This window comes from Kineococcus siccus (assembly GCF_009906795.1).
Lineage (GTDB): Bacteria > Actinomycetota > Actinomycetes > Actinomycetales > Kineococcaceae > Kineococcus > Kineococcus siccus.
Map to the genome: position 1 here is coordinate 14,890 of NZ_JAAALN010000025.1, position 14,422 is coordinate 29,311.

Consider the following 14,422-nt stretch of genomic DNA (forward strand, 5'->3'; position numbering starts at 1 on the left):
TCTCCCAACGCCCGCGGAGTGTGTTGCGGGCGTCGCTTTCACCCGGCTGGGTGCGGAGTGGCGTTCCCACTCAGCCCGGGACCCGCACGGGCGGGTCTCGCACGACCGAGAAATTGATGGAGAAGGCATGGCTCAGGGCACCGTCAAGTGGTTCAACTCCGAGAAGGGGTACGGCTTCATCGAGCAGGACGGCGGAGGCCCCGACGTCTTCGTCCACTACTCGGCGATCTCCGGCAACGGCTACAAGTCGCTCGAGGAGAACCAGCGCGTCGAGTTCGAGGTGACCCAGGGCCAGAAGGGCCCGCAGGCCGACCAGGTCATCGCTCTCTGAGCCACCCCCAGACCTGCCGGAGGGCCCCCGTCCACCAGGACGGGGGCCCTCCGTGCGTCCGGGCCCGCGTCGTCACCCGCCCGCGTCCTCACCCGCCCGCGCAAACGGGCCGGGTGCGCAGTCGCCGCCCGATCCCCCGCGTCGTGACGACGGCGGCGATCGTCTCGGCGGCGAGCAGGCCCACGAGGACGAGCAGCTGGACGCGGGCCGCCTCGAGCGGCGACGCCCCACCCAGCAGCAGCCCGACGAAGGCCCCGGGCAGCGTCACGATCCCGACCGTGCGCGTCTGGTCCAGCGCCGGGACGAGGGCGCGCGCCGCCGCGAGGCGCCCCGCGCCGGTCACGGCCTGGTGCGGCGTGGCGCCGAGGGCGAGCCACCCCTCGACGGCGTCCCAGCCGCCGTCGACCTCGTCGAGCATCCGCCGTCCCGCGAGCGTGGCCGCCGTCATCGAGCCCCCGATCAGCTGGGCCGTGAACGGCAGCACCTGCAGCACGTGCAGGGGCAGGGCGCCGACACCGACCACGACCGCCGAGGCGGTGCCCGCGCCGGCGCCGATGGCCGCCGCCGTGACCGGCCAGGCCCGCAGGGGCCGCAGCCGCCGGGCGGCCGTCCAGGACGCCGCGCCCAGCGCCAGCAGCAGGTAGGCGGGCGCGAGCACGGGCGTGCGCAGCACCAGCCCGAGGACCAGCCCCACGACGCCGATCTGGACGACGGCGCGCGCCGTGACGACGAGCACGTCGCGCTCCTGCCGCACCCCGGCCGCCCGCCCGACCGCCGCGGCGACGAGCACCAGCAGGCCCAGCGCCACGACCAGCCGGAGGGTGCCGCTCACCGGCGCAGGACCGGCGTCGGCCGGCCCGTCACGTGCGGCTGACCGCGGCCAGCACCTCCGGCAGGCGGCGGTCCAGGACCGCCCCGCCGCGCCGGATCCCCAGCACCGTCCACAGCGGGGCCGTGAGGAGCGCGAGGACGAGCGCGATCCAGCCGACCCAGGTGGGCCCGAAGGCGGCCACGACCGCCGGGACGAGGGCCGGCAGCGCGAGCACCGTGATGGCGGCCGAGGACACGAACTGCGCGACGACCGTGGCCGCCGCCGCGCCGCGGGGCGTCTGGAACGGGTTGGCGCCGGGGGCGGGGGCCGCGTAGGGCGTCAGGGCGCTGGCCACGCTCGAGACGCCGAGACCCGCCCCGTAGCAGCCGATCGCGGCGCCGAGGACGGCCGGCAGCAGGTCCGCGCGGTCGTCGACCAGCGTCCCCGCCAGGCACAGCACGACCACGACGGGCAGCTGCCAGCAGGCGGCGGCCGCCGCCCGGCCCGCGCGGTCGTCGCGCCCGCGCAGCCCGGTCACGACGTGCGCCGCGAACGCCGAGTGGTCGTAGGCCACGTCGTTGTGCAGGGACCAGCCCGCCACGAAGGCGGCCAGCGGCCCCGCGCCCAGCAGCCAGGGGCCCACCGCGCTGCCCTGCGACAGCGGCAGCACGACCAGCAGCAGCGGCAGGACGGCGAGCGACGCCGCGCTCACCAGGTAGCGGGGGTCGCGCCGCCAGTACCGCAGGCACCGCTGCGCGACGGCGACCGCGGGGTGGTCGGGCAGCCGCCGCACGAGGCGGTCCAGCAGGGTCGCGCGCCCGCTGCGATCGGCGGCGCCGACGTGGGTGTCGGGCCGGGCCTCGGCGCGCCGCAGCGCCGCGGCCCATCCCAGCAGCACCAGGCCCAGGACCGCGACGGCCAGCACGAGCCGGGCGGCGGCCGTGCCCCACCGGCCCTGGGCGGCGTCCGCGGGGGCGGCCCAGGCCAGGCCCAGCGGGGTCCAGCCCGCGACCACCGCGGCGGAGCGGGCGACGTCGAGCGCGCCCTCGACGGCGCCGCCGGCCCGGTTGACCAGCACGTTGAGCGCGGGCCCCAGCCCGACCGCGGCCGTCCCGCCCACCACCGCGAGGACGTCGCGCGTGCGGCGGGCCCGCAGCAGGGCGGCGGCGGCCGTGGTGGTGGCGCGCGAGGCCGCCACGCACGTCAGGGTCGCGACGACCCCGGCGACCAGCGCGACGAGGACCGCGGGCACCGACCGCGACCACGTGACCGCGGTCGTGAGCGCGAGCAGCAGCGTGGCGACGCCGGGGACGCCCAGCACGCCGGCGCCCAGCAGGCCGAGGACGAGCGGCCGGCGCTCGACCGCGAACGTCGCGAACCGGGAGGGGTCCAGGGTCTCGTCGACCCCGAAGGCGACGAGCGGCAGCAGGGCCCAGCCGAGCACGGCCAGGCTGCCGACGCCCACGACGACGGGTCCCGCGACGCTCACGGGCTGCCAGCGCAGGGCGACGAGCCCCGCCCCGAGACCCGCGACGACCGCGAGCCCCCAGACCAGGCCGAGCACGAGCGCCACCACCTGCCACGGGCTGCGCCGCAGGCCGTTGCGCAGCAGGGTGAGCTTGAGCCGGACGAGGACGAGCTCCGGCCGCGGCGCCCTCAGCCGGGTCCGGACGCCCGCAGCCACGCGAGGCTCCCCGTGATGTCGCGGTGCCCGCCGACCAGGTCGACGAAGCGCTCCTCCAGGCCGACGCCGGCGCGCACGTCCTCCAGCCGCCCGGCCGCGAGGACCCGGCCGGCGGAGATGACGGCGACGTGGTCGCACAGCCGCTCGACGAGGTCCATGACGTGGCTGGACAGCACCACCGTCCCGCCACCGCCCACGTAGGCCGTGAGGATCTCGCGGATCGTCGCGCCGCTGACGGGGTCGACGGCCTCGAACGGCTCGTCGAGCACGAGCAGCCGCGGAGCGTGGACCAGCGCGCAGGCCAGCGCGACCTTCTTCGTCATGCCCGCCGAGTAGTCGACGACCAGCGTGGCCCCCGCGTCGGCGAGGCCCAGCGCGTCGAGCAGCTCGACCGCGCGCGGCTCGACGACGTCGCGGGGCATGCCCCGCAGCAGCCCGGAGTAGCGCACCAGCTCCAGGCCCGAGAGGCGGTCGAAGAGGCGGACGCCGTCGGGCAGCACCCCGAGGCGGCGCTTGGCGCGCACCGGGTCCGCCCACAGGTCCTCGCCCAGCACGATCGCGCGGCCGGTGTCCGGGCGCAGCAGGCCCGTCGCCATCGACAGCGTCGTGGTCTTGCCGGCCCCGTTGGGCCCGACGACGCCGTAGAAGGAGCCCGCGGGCACGTCGAGGTCGAGGGCGTCGACGGCCGTGGTGGTGCCGAACCGCTTGGTCAGCCCGCGCAGCGACAGCGCGGCCGCGGCGCTCACCGCACGCCCCGCCGCCGCAGGCGGTGCTGCAACCCGGACCGGACGGCCGGCCACTCGCTGTCGAGCACGGAGAACACGACGGTGTCGCGCAGCGAGCCGTCCGGCCAGACCACGTGGTTGCGCAGGACGCCGTCCTGCTTGGCCCCCAGGCGGGCGATCGCGGTGCGCGACTGGTGGTTGTGCCAGTGGGTGCGGAACTCGACGGCGATGCAGCCCAGGTCGTCGAAGGCCCGGCCGAGCAGCAGCAGCTTGGCCTCGGCGTTGACGCCCGTGCCCTGCGCGGACGGGGCGAGCCACGTGGAGCCGATCTCGAGCCGGCGGTCGGCCGGGGCCGGCGCCATGAACGTCGTCACGCCGCAGACCGCCCCCGTGTCCCGGCGCCGCAGCGCCCAGGGGGCCATGGCGCCCGCGGCCTGCAGCGCCAGCCGGCGCTCGACCTCCGCCGCCACCCCGTCGGGAGCGGGGACGCGCGTGTACCAGGTGCGCCACAGGTCGTCCTCGGCGACGACCGCCCGCAGGCCCTCGACGTGCTGCGGGCCGAGCGGTTCGAGCGCGACGAGGTCACCGGTGAGCGGCACGGGCCGGGAGAACTCCGCAGACGACACCCTCCGACCCTACTGACCCCTGCGCCCGGCTCCCCGGCGCCCGCTCCCCCGCGCTCAGCGCATCCAGCGGCGCAGCTTCTTGCCGGAGGCGACGCTCCAGGCGTCGTCCAGGTCGTGCTGGGCCACGGCGGCCCGGACCTCCTCGAGGCCGTGCAGACGGCCCAGGACGAAGGCCCCCGCTCCGGCGCCCGGCACGAGCTCCCCGAGCAGCGCCCGCGCGAGGACGGACCCGCGGTGCTCGCCGAGGACGTCCAGCAGTTCCTTGACCGCGTCGGCGTAGTCGGCGGCCGCGTCGCCGCGGGCCGGCTCGAGCAGCTCGGCCGCGTCCCGGGCCCGGGTGGCGGCGAGACGGAGGCGCGCGAGGGCCTCGCCGGTGTCGTCGCCGTCCGGGTCGAGGTCGCGGTAGGCCTCCTTGGCCCGCTTGTGGGCGTCGGCGACGATCGGCAGCAGGACCTTGCGGACCGAGCGACGGGCGTCCGCGGTGGTCGGCGGGACGGCCACGAAGGCCTCGAGCGCCTCCACGAGCGCGCGGTAGCGCTCGTCGTCCAGGGCGGTGACCACCTCCGCGTGGGCAGCGGCGTGCCGGCGCGCGAGCTCGGCGCGGACCAGCTCGGCCACGACGGCCGGGTCGCCCGTGCCCGAACCGGCGACGTGCCCGGCGGCCTCCTCGTCGAGGTCCGGCAGCAGCCGCTCGGTGAGCACCTCGACGTCGTCGGCCGCGGCCAGCACGGCGGTCAGGGCGGCGAGCTCGGCGCGCAGGTGCTCGCGCGGCTCCGCCTCGAACAGCGGCCCGAAGGTGGCCAGGACGCTGTCGAGCCGACGGGTCGCGACGTGCATCGCGTGCACGGCGTCGGGGGCGTCGATGCGCACGAGGGGGTCGGCGACGAGGAGGCGGGACACGTCGTCGGCCAGCTGGCCGAGGACCAGCGCGCCCGCGCCGCCCCCGCTGCCGGGGGTCTGCACGTCGTCGTCGTCCTCGGTGGGGTCGTCGAGGACGGTGCGCAGCAGCTGGGTGCGGTCGGACTCCTCCGCGCCGAGCGCCTCCCACGCGGCACCGACCGCGTCGAGCAGCTCGCGGCGGCCGTCGACGACCTCGGCCTGCCACTCGGCCCACTCCTGGGCCGCCGAGTCGGGCGGCGTGAGCGGTCGGGCCACGACGGTGCGGGTCGTGAGCCGGGCGACGACGAGCCCGTCGGCGTCGACGAGGTCGCGCTGCCCGGCGTCGGCCGTCAGCTGGAGCACGGGCCCGAGGGTCCGCCCGCGCGCGGCCGCCCAGGTGAGGCGCTGGAGCGCCGCGGGTGCGGTGCGCACGGCGCGGCCGAGGGCGTGGCGCACCTCGTGGTGGCGGGGTCCCCGGCCCGGCAGCTCGAGCACCCAGCCGCGGGGGCCGTCGCCGGTCTGGCGGCGCACCGAGACCCCGGCCGCGGCGAGCGCGAGGTCGGGGGTGTCGTAGTGGGTCTCCTCGCTGTGCACCGCGGCGCTGGCGCCCACGTCGGCGACGCCGGGCAGCTCACCGCCGCCGGGAGCCGTGCCCGGGGCCGGCGCGAGGTAGGTCCGGGTGAGGGCGAGACGCGGCGCAGGCACGGTCAGATTGGTACCACGAGGAGGCGGGGTCAGGCGTCCGCGGCCCGGGCGGCCGCGATGACGGCCGTGAGGCCGTCGCGCACGGCCTCGAGCTCCGCGACGTCCAGGCCGAGCCGGGCGACGACCTGCGCGGGGACCTGCTCGGCGGCGGCCCGCAGCTGCCGGCCCGCGGCGGTCAGGGTCACCGCGAGCGACCGCTGGTCCTCGGGCAGGCGGCGGCGCTCGACGAGACCGGCGGCCTCGAGGCGCTTGAGCAGCGGCGACAGGGTGGGCGGGTCCAGCTGCAGGGTGTCGCTCAGCTCGCGCAGCGACAGGGGCGAGGCGCCCCACAGCGCGAGCATGACGAGGTACTGCGGGTGCGTCAGGCCCAGCGGCTCCAGGACCGGCCGGTACAGGCCGACGACGCTGCGGGCCGCGACGACCATGGCGAAGCAGACCTGCCGCTCGAGGGCCAGCGGGTCGGGCTCGGGCGGCACGCCGGGCACGGGCACGTCGGGCACGGGCACGTCGGGCACGGGCACGTCGGGGACGGGCAGGTCGGGGACGGGCAGGTCTGCGGTGGGGGTGTCGGGGGTCACGGGAGGAGGACTGGCGGCCACGACCTCACTGTACGATGATGTGTGCACGAAGTGTTCACCCCCGAAGGGATCACCGTGATGGTCGACGAGCAGGCAGGCACTCCCCGGTCGATCCGGCGGCCGCAGTCGCGGTTCAGGTTGGTCGACCTCTTCCTCGACGCCGCGTTCAGCTTCACCGGCCCCGCGCAGGTCAGCTTCGACGACGCCCCGGCGCGCGGCGCGCGCACCGAGGAGGAGGCGCGCGCGGGGTACGGCGGGTGGGAGCGGGTGACGATCGACGGTCACAGCTACCTCGTCGAGAAGCGAGCCCGGCCGCCGCGGCCGGACGAGGGCCGCTAGCGCGACAGGCGCCGGCCGCCGACCAGGTCCTCCGCGACCACGCGGAGCTTGACGTTGCGGTGCTGGCTGGCGGTGGTGAGCAGGACGAACGCCTCGTCGGCGCTCACGCCGTGGCGCTCCATGAGGATCCCCTGCGCCTGCCCGATGAGGTTGCGGCTGTCGAGCGCGACCTGGAGGTTCTCGCCCCGCCGCACGGCCGAGAAGGCGATGGCCGCGTGCGCGGCGAAGAGGAAGCCGACGTGCTCGGACTCGGCGTCGAAGGCGTGCGGGGCACGGGCGTACAGGTTCATCGCGCCGAGCGTGTCCTCCTGCACGAACAGCTGGAAGGACAGCATGCTGCCGGTCCCGGCCTGCGCGGCGCGGCGGGCGAAGTCGGGCCAGCGGGCCTCCGAGGCCATGTCCGGGACCGACACCGTCTCCTGCTCGTAGATCGCGTCCAGGCACGGGCCCTGACCCGTCTCGGACTGCAGCGCGTCGACGGCGCGGGGCAGCTCGTCGCTGGCGGCCACGGACGTCACCTGCGAGCGCCCGGTGACGAGGCTGATCGAGCCCTCCTCGGCGCCCGGGACCAGGGCGATGGCCGACGCGACCACCCGCTCGAGCGTCGCGGGCGCACCCTGCTCGCGCTGCAGGTCGCGGGCGAGCCGCGCCAGGGCCTCGGCGAGCCCCTCGGTCACCGTCCCCATGCCCGCTCCCCCCGCTCGGCGGCCGCCACGATCTCGGCCGCGAGGTCGCGCAGCTTCCGGTTGGACTGCTGCGACCGCTTGGCCAGGAGCCGGAACGCCTCGTCGGCGTCGCAGGCGGCCAGGCTCATGATGATGCCCTTCGCCTGGTCGATCGTCGAGCGGCTCTGCATGGCCGCCTGCAGGTGCAGGGCCAGCCGCTGGCGGCTGTCCAGGAGGGCGGCGTTGGCGAGGGCCACGGCGGCGTAGGCCCCGAAGGCCGTGGCGGTGGCCTCCGCCGCGCCGTCGAGGGGCGCCGTGCCGTGCAGGCGGTAGACGTTGAGGCCGCCGAGGACCCGCGCGGGCATGGGCAGGCCGACCGCCAGGACGCTCGTGACGCCCTGGCGGCGGGCGACCGCCGCGAAGTGCGGGTAGAGCGCCTCGTCGGCGGTGTCGTCGACGCGGACGACGTTCCCGGACTGGGCCGCGTCGAGGCAGGGGCCGAAGCCGTCTCCGTACTGGCGCTCGTCGAGCGTGGCCGCGAGCGAGCCGCTGAACGCGGCCGTGCGCGTGCGGTCGTCCTCGATGAGCGTGATGGACACCTCGTCGGCGCCGGGGATCGTCCCGACGGCGAGTCGCGCGACCTCGTGCAGCACCTCGATCAGCGGCTTCTCGCCCAGGAGCATGCGGCCCAGTTGGGCGAAGGCGGCCTGCGGGTCGGTCATGGTCTCCGAGCGGTGGTCCTGCAGGTCCTCGGACATCGGGAACGTCCCTCCTCGGCAGGCCCGACGCCGGGGACGGTGGGACCCGGGCGGGCGCGTGCCCTGGACCACCGGCGGTCGCCGGCGGTCGCTGCGGGCTGTGGGTCCAACCGTCCACGGCCGCCGGCTCGTGCCGGGCGGTGACCGCGAGGTGCAGTGGTCCCGACCCTACTGCGCGCCGCGCGCCGCGGGAGGGGTGTCCGAGGCACCCCCTAGCGTCCCCGCCGTGGACCCCGGACCGCTCCCCCTCCCGCAGCTGCAGTGCCTCGGGCTCGTCGTGGCCGACATGGCGCGCGCCCTGGCCTTCTACCGACGCCTCGGCCTGGTCTTCCCACCGGGCGCCGACGGCGAGACGCACACGCAGGCCGCGCTGCCGGGCGGGCTGAGGCTCCTCGTGGACACGCACGAGGAGATGCGGAGCTTCGACGCGTCCTTCCGACCCGGCTCCGGCGGGCACCGGCTGGCGCTGTCCTTCTCGTGCGGCGACCCGGCGGGGGTCGAGCGGGTGTACGCCGACCTCCTCGCCCACGGCGGCACGGGCCACCTCCCGCCGTGGGACGCGAGCTGGGGCCAGCGCTACGCGACCGTCCACGACCCGGACGGCAGCGCGGTGGACCTGTTCGCCCCGCTGCGCGCGCAGGCCTGAGCCTCAGCGCTGGTAGACGTCGGGGATGCCGTCCTCGTCCTCGTCGACGAGCTCCTCCGCCTCGATCTCGCGGTAGACCTTGTTGCGGCGCAGCAGGACGACGCTCGCGAGCACGGCGGCGAGGGTGGAGCCGAGGAGGACGCCGAGGGTGACGTGCTCCGCGGCGGGGCTGCCCTCGCCGAAGGCGAGGCCACCGATGAGCAGCGACACCGTGAAGCCCATCCCGGCGAGCACCGCGACCCCGACGACGTCGATCCAGCGCAGGCTCGGGTCGAGCTCGGCGCGGGTCAGCTTCGACAGCACGAACGTCGTGGCGAGGATCCCGACGGGCTTGCCGACGACGAGACCCGCGATCACCCCCAGCGCGACGGGGTCGGACAGCGCGTCGGCGAAGCCGGACGCCCCGCCGATCGCGACGCCCGCCGAGAACAGCGCGAACACGGGCACCGCGAACCCGGCGGACAGCGGCCGCCACCGGTGCTCGAAGTGCTCGGCGAGGCCCGGGCCGGCGTCCGGGCCGCCCGCGGCGTCGCTGCGCACGACGGGCACGACGAGCCCGAGCAGGACGCCCGCGACGGTCGCGTGGACGCCCGAGGCGTGCACCAGGCCCCAGGTCGTGAGCGCGAGCGGCAGGAGCAGCCACCACGTCCGGATCCGCCGCTGCACGGCCAGCGTGAACAGCGCCAGCGGCACGAGCGCGAGGAGGAGGGGCGCGGGCGCCAGGTCGCTCGTGTAGAAGATCGCGATGACGGTGATCGCGAGCAGGTCGTCGACCACGGCGAGCGTCAGCAGGAACGTGCGCAGCGCCGACGGCAGGTGGCTGCCGACCACCGCGAGGACGCCGAGCGCGAAGGCGATGTCGGTGGCCGTCGGGATCGCCCAGCCGGCCGCCGCCCCCTCGGGCGAGGACGACGAGGCCGCCGTGACGGCGACGTAGACGAGCGCCGGCACGGCCATGCCGCCGACAGCCGCGGCGATGGGCAGCGCCGCCGCCCGCGGATCGCGCAGGTCACCCGCGACGAACTCCCGCTTCAGCTCGAGGCCCGCGATGAAGAAGAAGATCGCGAGCAGGCCGTCGGCCGCCCAGTGCTCCAGCGAGAGGTCGAGGTCGAGCGCGGCGGGGCCGACGTGCAGCTGCCGCACCTCCTCGTAGGTGCCGCCGGGCAGGTTCGCCCACACGAGGGCGAGCGCGGTGGCCACGAGGAGGAGAGCCCCCCCGACGGTCTCGAGGCGGAGGATCGCGGCGATGCGGCTGGCCTCGGGCCACGAGCCGCGCGCGAAGAGACCGGTGTTGGCGCTGGGGGTGGAGGGCACGAGAACCTGCTTCCGGGGTCGCCGACGACGTTGCCGACCAGACTTCCCGGCGCACCGCGACCGACCCTACCGTCGCGGGAGGTGGGGCGTCCGCACGCGAGCGGGCATGGACGAGCGGCGGCCGGGTACCGCACGGCGCAGACCCGGTCCCGACCCGAGGAGCCCCCGTGAGCGCCGACCACTCGCGCGCCCCCGTCCTGGAGGCCGTCGAGGCCTTCCACCGCCGTGGCGACGTCGTCTTCGGCCCGCCGGGGCACAAGCAGGGCCGCGGGGTCGACCCGCGCGTGCTGGCCGTGCTGGGGGAGCGGATGTTCGCCGCGGACATCCTCACGCTGAACGGTCTCGACGACCGTCGCGAGTCGCAGGGCGTGGTGAGCCGGGCCGAGGCCCTCATGGCCGACGCGGTCGGCGCCGACCACGCGTTCTTCTCGACCTGCGGCAGCTCCCTGTCCGTCAAGAGCGCCATGATCTCCGTCGCCGGCCCCGGCGAGGAGCTGCTGATCTCGCGCAACGCGCACAAGTCCGTGATCGCCGGCGTCATCATCTCGGGCATCCGGCCCGTCTGGGTGCACCCGAAGTTCGACGGGGAGCGCCACCTCGCCCACCCGCCGGAGCCCGACGACGTCCGCGCCGCGCTGCAGGCCCACCCCGGCGCGAAGGGGATGCTGCTCATCTCCCCGACCGACTGGGGGTCCTGCGCGGACATCCCCGGGGTCGCCCGGGTCTGCCACGAGTTCGGCGTGCCCCTCATCGTCGACGAGGCGTGGGGCGCGCACCTGCCGTTCCACCCGGACCTGCCTGAGTGGGGCGTCGGCGCGGGGGCCGACCTCGTCGTCACGAGCGTGCACAAGATGGGTGCGGCCATCGAGCAGAGCTCTTGCTTCCACCTGACCGGCGACCGGGTCGACCCGCACGTGCTGTCCGCGCGGGAGGACCTGCTGGGCACGACGAGCTCGTCGCCGCTCGTCTACGCCTCCCTCGACGGGTGGCGTCGGCAGATGGTCGAGCAGGGCGAGGACCTGCTGGGCGCGGCGCTGGAGCGCGCGCAGCGGCTGCGCCGGGCGGTCGACGGGATCGGCGGGCTGGACCTCATGGGCCGCGAGGTGGTCGGACCCGGCGCGGCCTTCGAGCTCGACCCCCTCGCGCTGACCGTCGACGTCCGCGCGCTCGGCATCAGCGGCTACCAGGCCGGCGACTGGCTGCGCAGCGCGTGCCACGTCGACGTCGGGTCCGCGGACGCCTGCCGGATCGGGGCCCGGCTCACCCACGCCGACGACGACGCGACCGAGGCCGTGCTGCTCGACGCGCTGCGGCGGCTCGCCGCCGAGGCGGGCGACCTGGAGCGGCTGCCGCCCACGCAGCTGCCGCCGCCGGGATCGCTCGAGCTCGAGACCGCGTTGCTGCCCCGCGACGCCTTCTTCGGCCCCGTCGAGCAGGTGCCGGCCCAGGAGGCCGTGGGCCGCGTGGCGGCCGAGGTCGTCAGCCCCTACCCGCCGGGCGTGCCCGTGCTGACGCCGGGCGAGGTCATCTCGGCCGAGGCCGTCGCCTACCTCACGAGCGGGACGCAGGCCGGGATGCTGGTCCCCGACGCCGCCGACGCGACCGCGGGGACGCTGCGGGTCGTCGCGGGCTGAGGCGCGTCACCGCGCCCCGACGAGGTCCGCGGCACCGATCGCGGCCACGGGCTGACCGGCGGGCAGCACGGTCAGCCGCTCGTGCACGGCGAGGCCGCGCAGGAACCCCGACGGGGCGGCCCGGCGCTGCACGGCCGCCGACACCGCGGCCCGCAGCGGTTCCCCGACGGCGGACACCCCGCCCCCCAGCACGACGTGGCGCGGGTCGAGCGTCAGCACGAGCGCGGCGACGGCCGCGGCGACCGCGTCGGCCCAGCTGTCGCGCACCGCCACCGCGGCCGTGTCCCCCGCCGCGGCCGCGGTCCACAGGGCGTCCGGGGGTTCCCCGGGGCGACCCGGCCAGCGGCGGCTCAGCGCCCGCCCCGACGCGAGCGTCTCCAGGCAGCCGCGCTGACCGCAGCCGCACGGCAGCCCGGCCGGGTCCACCGACAGGTGCCCGACCTCGCCGCCGGCCCCGCTCGCCCCGCGCCGCAGGACGCCGTCGACGACCAGACCGGCCGCGAGGCCCGTCCCGAGGGACAGCAGGGCCAGGTCGTCCGCGCCGAGCAGGGCGGCGGCCCCGAGCGCCGAGGCGTTGACGTCGTTCTCCACCACGACGGGCAATCCGTCCAGGCGCCGGGACAGCAGCGGGCCCAGCGCGAACCCGCCGGCCCCGATCCCGAGGTTCACGGCGTCGACGAGGGTGCCCGACGCGGGGTCCACCAGGCCGGGGACGCCTACGCCGACGCCGCCCACCGTCCCGGTACCGGCACAGCGGGCCGCGAGCCGCCCGACGAGGTCACCGGCCGCGGCCAGCAGCGCGGCCGCCCCGCCGGGCGTCGGCGTGCGCTCGCGCGCGAGCACCGCGCCGTCGGGGGCCAACACGACGCCGTCGACCTTGGTGCCCCCGATGTCGAGCCCGGCCCGCAGGACCGCCGTCCCGGTCGACCTCGTGCCCGTCACCCCCGTCCTCGTCACCGTCAGCGGGTGGCGGCGCGCAGGAGCGCGTGCCGCAGGGTGTCGACGTGGCCCAGGCTGTCCTCGAGCCCGCCGGGGCGCGAGCGCAGCAGCCAGCAGGCGCGCTGCTCGACGAGCAGGCCCTCCAGCTCGGTCAGCAGCCGGCGCGCGTCGGCGGCGCCGACGGTCCCCCCGCCCGCGGACCGGGCCAGCAGCAGCCGCACCGCGAGCTCGCTGAGCCGGATCGCCTGCGTCAGCTCGCGCACGACGACGTCGCCGTCGGCGCTCGCGGGTTCCGCGGTGCGCAGGTCCTCGCGGCACTGCGCCAGCACCTGCGCGGCCGCGGTGAGGTTCTCCTCCGGCGGGGTGATCCCGGGGGGCAGCTCGCCGCCCGTGACCAGCGCCCGGTGCAGCGGGGACGCGTTGAGGGTGGCGACCCCCAGCTGCCCGCAGACCCGCCCGGTGCGCTCCAGCACCGCGCCCGTGGTCCCGGTCGGGTCCAGCAGGACGTGCTCGTCGAGGACGGCGGCGACGTCGAGGTCGCGGTTGGCCGCGAGGTTCCAGCTCACGGCGCCGCCGAACAGCACCGGGCCGAACGCCACCGACGGCGGGTCCCACATGCCGCCGTCACCCCACGCGGTGTTCAGGTAGCCGGTCGCTGAGTTCTCCAGGCCGACCGTCGCGGCGTCGACCATGTTCTCCAGCGCGTTGTCCAGCCGGCCCAGCAGGGAGTTCCAGCTGCTCGTGCCGGGCGCGACCCAGAACGGGACGCCCGCGTCGAGGAGGAGCTTCGCGCGGTCGCGGAACCCGTTCCGCAGCCCCTCCACGTCGATGCCCGCCGCGCGCCACGCGGCGACCTCGGCGCCGCCCGCGGTGTCGATGACGGCCGCCGTGAGCGACGGTGAGTCGTACTGCCACACGACGGGGACGGCGCCCGCGGGCACGCGGTCCATGAGTTCCGGGTGGTTGCCGAACACGTCGGCCCAGAACTCCACGGTGTACCCGCGCTCGACCCACGGCCGGATCAGCTGCGTCACGTACTCGAAGTACACCGGGCCGATCCCCTCGGCCTCGGCGCGGGCCCGCGTGCGCCCGGTACCCAGCTCGAACGGCTCGTCGGCGCCGATGTTCAGGCGCTTCGTCCGGAAGTGCGGGACGACGTCGTCGAGCAGGTCGAGGACGAACCGGGCGTTCTCCGCCGTGGGCTCCAGCGTGCTGGGCGAGCGGTGCCGGCCGTCGAAGGTGAAGCCGTCCTCGTTCTCGGCGCGCCCCGCGTACGGCTCGTGCCGCAGCCAGCGCTCCATGTGCCCCAGCGTGTTCTGGTTGCACACCAGGGCGATGCCCGCTGCGGCGCAACGGGCGTCCAGCCAGTGCAGGTCCTCGGGCGTCAGGGGTGAGGCGTCCCGCCAGACCTCCTGGTGCCCGCGGAACGCGAACGTGTGCTCGGTGTAGAGCTCGAACTGGTTGACGCGGGCGAGGGCGAGCAGCTCGACCCAGCGGGCGAGCGTGCGGCGGGTGGGCACCCGGTCGCGGCTGATGTCGAGCATGAACCCGCGGACGGCGAAGTCGGGCGCGTCCTCGACCGTGTAGGCGACGTCGGCGAAGTCCGCCCCGGCCCGCAGCTGGTCCAGCGTCTGCAGCGCGTAGCGCAGCCCGGCCGCGTCGCGGTGCTCGACCGCGATGCCGTCGGGGGAGGTGCGCAGCCGGAAGCCCTGCTCGGGCAGACCCGGGTCGAGCGCGACGACGACGGGGGCGTCGGCGGGGGCGCCGGGGCCGTCGCCGGCCGTGAAG

15 protein-coding genes are annotated in these 14,422 nt (G+C 76.6%); 4 read left to right on the forward strand and 11 right to left on the reverse strand.

Annotated features, from left to right (window positions below; translation table 11 throughout):
• Positions 1-127 precede the first annotated feature (127 nt).
• On the forward strand, positions 128-331 hold the full coding sequence (locus tag GTR02_RS05325; RefSeq protein WP_166606434.1) for a cold-shock protein: 204 nt from the start codon (positions 128-130) through the stop codon (positions 329-331).
• Between the two features lie 88 nt (positions 332-419).
• On the opposite strand, the gene GTR02_RS05330 is transcribed toward GTR02_RS05325, so the two are convergent.
• Genes GTR02_RS05330 through GTR02_RS05355 form a run of 6 tightly spaced genes read right to left on the reverse strand, consistent with a single transcriptional unit; the run spans position 420 to position 6,186 of the window.
• Positions 420-1,163, reverse strand: coding sequence for an ABC transporter permease (locus tag GTR02_RS05330; protein WP_166606435.1), 744 nt, complete (start codon positions 1,161-1,163; stop codon positions 420-422).
• A gap of 28 nt (positions 1,164-1,191) precedes the next feature.
• The gene (locus GTR02_RS05335; protein WP_166606436.1) at positions 1,192-2,826 is read right to left on the reverse strand and encodes a hypothetical protein; all 1,635 of its coding nucleotides are present in this window, start codon (positions 2,824-2,826) and stop codon (positions 1,192-1,194) included.
• Positions 2,799-3,572, reverse strand: a complete 774-nt coding sequence (locus tag GTR02_RS05340) for an ABC transporter ATP-binding protein (RefSeq protein ID WP_338073598.1) — start codon at positions 3,570-3,572, stop codon at positions 2,799-2,801. The genes GTR02_RS05335 and GTR02_RS05340 overlap by 28 nt, the downstream gene beginning before the upstream one ends.
• Positions 3,569-4,177, reverse strand: coding sequence for a GNAT family N-acetyltransferase (locus GTR02_RS05345; RefSeq protein WP_166606437.1), 609 nt, complete (start codon positions 4,175-4,177; stop codon positions 3,569-3,571). The genes GTR02_RS05340 and GTR02_RS05345 overlap by 4 nt, the downstream gene beginning before the upstream one ends.
• Positions 4,178-4,231: 54 nt before the next feature.
• The gene (locus GTR02_RS24190; protein ID WP_166606438.1) at positions 4,232-5,761 is read right to left on the reverse strand and encodes a CHAD domain-containing protein; all 1,530 of its coding nucleotides are present in this window, start codon (positions 5,759-5,761) and stop codon (positions 4,232-4,234) included.
• 29 nt (positions 5,762-5,790) lie between these two features.
• Positions 5,791-6,186: a MarR family winged helix-turn-helix transcriptional regulator gene (locus tag GTR02_RS05355; RefSeq protein ID WP_166606450.1), complete on the reverse strand. Its 396-nt coding sequence runs from the start codon at positions 6,184-6,186 to the stop codon at positions 5,791-5,793.
• A 204-nt stretch (positions 6,187-6,390) separates the two neighbouring features.
• On the opposite strand from GTR02_RS05355, the gene GTR02_RS05360 reads away from it, so the two are divergent.
• Positions 6,391-6,678 carry a hypothetical protein gene (locus GTR02_RS05360; protein ID WP_166606439.1) on the forward strand — a complete coding sequence of 96 codons (288 nt, stop codon included), beginning with the start codon at positions 6,391-6,393 and terminating at the stop codon, positions 6,676-6,678.
• On the opposite strand, the gene GTR02_RS05365 is transcribed toward GTR02_RS05360, so the two are convergent.
• Together GTR02_RS05365 and GTR02_RS05370 are read right to left on the reverse strand one after the other, a co-directional pair.
• On the reverse strand, positions 6,675-7,364 hold the full coding sequence (locus GTR02_RS05365; RefSeq protein ID WP_166606440.1) for a GAF and ANTAR domain-containing protein: 690 nt from the start codon (positions 7,362-7,364) through the stop codon (positions 6,675-6,677). The genes GTR02_RS05360 and GTR02_RS05365 overlap by 4 nt on opposite strands.
• Positions 7,352-8,101, reverse strand: a complete 750-nt coding sequence (locus GTR02_RS05370) for a GAF and ANTAR domain-containing protein (protein ID WP_240895110.1) — start codon at positions 8,099-8,101, stop codon at positions 7,352-7,354. The genes GTR02_RS05365 and GTR02_RS05370 overlap by 13 nt, the downstream gene beginning before the upstream one ends.
• A gap of 226 nt (positions 8,102-8,327) precedes the next feature.
• Between GTR02_RS05370 and GTR02_RS05375 the strand changes: the two genes are divergently transcribed.
• Positions 8,328-8,747 carry a VOC family protein gene (locus tag GTR02_RS05375; RefSeq protein ID WP_338073600.1) on the forward strand — a complete coding sequence of 140 codons (420 nt, stop codon included), beginning with the start codon at positions 8,328-8,330 and terminating at the stop codon, positions 8,745-8,747.
• A 3-nt stretch (positions 8,748-8,750) separates the two neighbouring features.
• Here the strand turns inward: GTR02_RS05375 and nhaA are convergent, their stop codons facing one another.
• Positions 8,751-10,061, reverse strand: coding sequence for a Na+/H+ antiporter NhaA (gene nhaA / locus GTR02_RS05380; protein ID WP_166606441.1), 1,311 nt, complete (start codon positions 10,059-10,061; stop codon positions 8,751-8,753).
• A 167-nt stretch (positions 10,062-10,228) separates the two neighbouring features.
• Here nhaA and GTR02_RS05385 point away from each other — a divergent pair, with 167 nt between their 5' ends.
• The gene (locus tag GTR02_RS05385; RefSeq protein WP_166606442.1) at positions 10,229-11,695 is read left to right on the forward strand and encodes an Orn/Lys/Arg family decarboxylase; all 1,467 of its coding nucleotides are present in this window, start codon (positions 10,229-10,231) and stop codon (positions 11,693-11,695) included.
• A 6-nt stretch (positions 11,696-11,701) separates the two neighbouring features.
• Here GTR02_RS05385 and GTR02_RS05390 read toward each other — a convergent pair whose 3' ends face one another.
• Together GTR02_RS05390 and GTR02_RS05395 are read right to left on the reverse strand one after the other, a co-directional pair.
• Entirely contained in the window at positions 11,702-12,637 is a 936-nt protein-coding gene (locus tag GTR02_RS05390) for an ROK family protein (protein WP_166606443.1), read from the reverse strand.
• Positions 12,638-12,654: 17 nt separating this feature from the next.
• Positions 12,655-14,422, reverse strand: a 1,768-nt coding sequence (locus tag GTR02_RS05395; RefSeq protein ID WP_166606444.1) for a family 20 glycosylhydrolase, incomplete at its 5' end; no start/stop codon positions are given.

Coding starts and splice junctions, on each gene's coding strand:
- GTR02_RS05325 (WP_166606434.1), top strand. CDS start 128: ATGGCTCAGGGCACCGTCAAGTGGTTCAACTCCGAGAAGGGGTACGGC.
- GTR02_RS05355 (WP_166606450.1), bottom strand. CDS start 6,186: ATGGTCGTCGCGGCCCGCAGCGTCGTCGGCCTGTACCGGCCGGTCCTG.
- GTR02_RS05365 (WP_166606440.1), bottom strand. CDS start 7,364: ATGGGGACGGTGACCGAGGGGCTCGCCGAGGCCCTGGCGCGGCTCGCC.
- GTR02_RS05370 (WP_240895110.1), bottom strand. CDS start 8,101: ATGTCCGAGGACCTGCAGGACCACCGCTCGGAGACCATGACCGACCCG.